We start from the raw sequence: 3036 nt of genomic DNA, 5'->3' as shown, positions 1-3036 counted from the left end.
GGCGTGTCCGGGGCGCGGGCCGGCACGCTCACGATCATGGTCGGCGGGCCGCCTGAGGCGTTCGACCTGGCCCGGCCGATGCTGGCGGCCATCGGGAAGCGGGTCCTGCACGCCGGCGACACCGGGGCCGGGCACGCGGTCAAGGCGCTGAACAACCTGATGTCCGCGGCGCACCTGATCGTCAGCTCCGAGGCGCTGATCGCCGGGCGCCGGTTCGGGCTCGACCCGGCCGTCATGCTCGACATCATCAACGGGTCCAGCGGGCGCAGCGGCTCGACAGAGAACAAGTGGCCCAACTACGTGCTCACCGAGAAGTTCGACGCCGGCTTCAGTATCCGGCTGATGGTGAAGGACATGCGGCTGGCGCTGGGCATCGAGCACGCCACGGGAACGCCGTCCCTGGTGAGCGAGGCGGCGCTCGCCGCGTGGGAGGCGGCCCTCGGCGAGCTGCCCGGCGATGCCGACCACACCGAGATCGCGCGCTGGCTCGACAGGAGCTGATCGTCGATCGTAAGGGCCCGATCTTGAGGGCCTGATCTAAAGGCGGTCGCCCCAGTTCGTTGCCGCCCACAGCCGCCGATTCACGGCGGTCCGACAGCCTTGACTTGCGTCGGGCAGGCAACTGATTCTGCTATCACGCCCGTGGATCGAAGTACGGATCACCGTAGATCGGTAGTCGGTAGGAGGCAGCGCCGTGCCAGATGATGCGCCAACCGGGGAGTACCTGGAGCTGACCGGAGGGCGGGTGCACCTGTTCCGCGGCGGCTCGGGCGAGCCGGTCCTGTTCCTGCACGCCGCCGGCGGCGCCGGCGCGTGGCTAGAGTTCCACGGGCAGCTCGCGGGCGCCGGGTTCGACGTGATCGCGCCGGACCATCCGGGGTTCGCCATGTCCGACGACTTCCCGCTCGTGGAGGCCATGGACGACCTCGTGTACCACTACCTCGACGTGCTCGACGCGCTGGGGCTTGAGCGGGTGCACGTGGTAGGGGCGTCGTTCGGCGGCTGGATCGCGGCGGAACTCGCCGTCGCCGCCTCGCACCGCCTGCGGTCGCTCACGCTGCTGAGCGCCGCCGGGCTGCGGCTGCCCGAGCATCCGGTGCCCGACATCTTCCTCATGCCGCCGCCGCGGCTGCTCGAGACGCTGTTCCACGACCCGCCGCCGGTCCCCGCCGCCGAGCCAGGGGCCACGCCGGACATCGACACGGTGCTCGCCGCGTACCGGGACACGACGGCGCTGGCCCGGATCTGCTGGACGCCGTACCTGAACAACCCGAAGCTGGAGCGGCGGCTGCACCGCATCAGCGCGCCCACGCTGGTCGTCGCGCCGTCCGACGACCGGCTCATCCCGGTCGCGCACGCCCAGCGGTACGCCGCCCTGATCCCCGGGGCGCGGTTCGCGGAGGTGGCGGACTGCGGGCACGCGATGTACTTCGAACGGCCCGCGGAGTTCGCCGGCGTGGTGGCGTCCTTCCTGCACACGGCGCAGTCGGCGCTGAGCGGAGCGAACCAGTGAAGTTCAGCTTCTTTCACCTGATGCCGTACCCGTACCTGCCCGACGACTTCGACACCCGGTACGAATCGTCGGCGCTGACGTACCCGAACGCCAACTTCGACCCCAAGCTGGGCGCTTCCCTGTATTCGCGGTACCTCGACGAGCTCGAGTACGCCGACCAGCTCGGGTTCGACGGCGTCGCGGTCAACGAGCACCACCAGAGCGCCTACGGGCTGATGCCGTCGCCGAACCTCATGGCCGCGGCGCTGACCCGGCGCACGTCCCAGGCGCGGATCATGGTGCTCGGCAACGCGATCGCCATCCGCGGAAACCCGCTGCGGGTCGCCGAGGAGATCGCGATGCTCGACCTGATGTCCGGCGGGCGGGTCGACTCCGGGTTCGTCCGCGGCATCGGCTGGGAGTACTTCGCGCACTCGATCAACCCGACCAAGTCCAGGTCGCGGTTCGACGAAGCGCACGACCTCATCGTCAAGGCGTGGACGTCGGAGGAGATGTTCTCCTGGTACGGCGCGAACTACGAGTACCGGTACGTGAACATCTGGCCGCGGCCGGTCCAGTCTCCGCACCCGCCGGTCTACATACCTGGCGCCGGGTCGACAGAGACGATGAAGTTCTGCGCTCTGCATCGCTATACATATATGTCGGTGTACGCGCCCACGCGGATCGTCCGCCGCTGGTTCGACGGGTACCGGCAGGCTGCTTCGGACCTGGGCTACGTGGCCGACCCGGAGAAGATCGCGTTCTCGGTGCCCGTCTACGTGGCGGACACGGACGCGCGGGCCCACGCGGAGGCCCGGCCGGCGCTCGAGTGGCTCTACCATCGCGGGCTGAAGCAGACCCCCCAGATGGTGACTCCCCCCGGCTACATGTCGCCTGGCTCGCTGCGCGGCGTGCTCATGTCGGGCATGCGGGGCTTCGCCGGCGCGAGCTACGAGGACCTGCTCGCCGCGGGCCAGGCCGTCGTCGGGTCGCCGTCGTCGGTGGCCGCCCGGCTGCGTTCGCTCTACGCCGAGCTCGGCGGGTTCGGGCAGCTGATCGGGCTGTTCGCGATCGGGCCGTCGACGCACGAGCAGGTGACGCGCAGCGCTGAGCTGTTCGCCACCGAAGTGATGCCCGAGCTCCGTCCGCTGGGTGTGGCCGAAGACGGGCCACCGGCATGAGCGGCGGCGTATTGGCCGATTCCGCCGATTCCGCCGATTCCGCCGCGGGCGGGCTGCGCGCGGAACTGCTCACCGGGATCCAGCGCCACCGGGCCGCCTTCGCCGCGGCGGGGGACGAGGCGGAGTCGCTGCGCACCCTGCCGCCGGACGCGGTCGCCACGCTGCGCTCACTGGGCCTGTTCTGGCTGAAGACGCCGGCCTCACTGGGGGGCACGCCGTTGCCGCCTCTTGAGTTCTGCGACGTGATCGAGGAGCTGGCGTACACGGACGTCTCCACTGCCTGGGCCGCCATGATCGGCGCCGGCTGCTGCGGGCTGGTCGGCGGCTGGCTGCCCGAGGCGGGGGCGCGGCGGGTGTTCACGC

General features: G+C 70.6%; 4 protein-coding genes. All 4 read left to right on the top strand.

Annotated features, from left to right (window positions below; all coding sequences use genetic code 11):
- A partial coding sequence (locus WA805_RS15945; protein ID WP_425242724.1) for an NAD(P)-dependent oxidoreductase occupies positions 1 to 501 on the top strand: 501 nt, incomplete at its 5' end.
- Positions 502 to 694: 193 nt separating this feature from the next.
- Positions 695 to 1513, top strand: coding sequence for an alpha/beta fold hydrolase (locus WA805_RS15940; RefSeq protein ID WP_422275949.1), 819 nt, complete (start codon positions 695 to 697; stop codon positions 1511 to 1513).
- Positions 1510 to 2673, top strand: coding sequence for an LLM class flavin-dependent oxidoreductase (locus WA805_RS15935; protein ID WP_422323925.1), 1164 nt, complete (start codon positions 1510 to 1512; stop codon positions 2671 to 2673). The genes WA805_RS15940 and WA805_RS15935 overlap by 4 nt, the downstream gene beginning before the upstream one ends.
- A partial coding sequence (locus WA805_RS15930; protein ID WP_425242723.1) for an acyl-CoA dehydrogenase family protein occupies positions 2670 to 3036 on the top strand: 367 nt, incomplete at its 3' end. The genes WA805_RS15935 and WA805_RS15930, both read left to right, overlap by 4 nt.

The organism is Trebonia sp., assembly GCF_049794275.1.
GTDB lineage: Bacteria > Actinomycetota > Actinomycetes > Streptosporangiales > Streptosporangiaceae > Trebonia.
The sequence above is the reverse complement of the archived record's forward strand: the minus strand, read 5'-3'. Positions and strand labels throughout refer to the sequence as shown.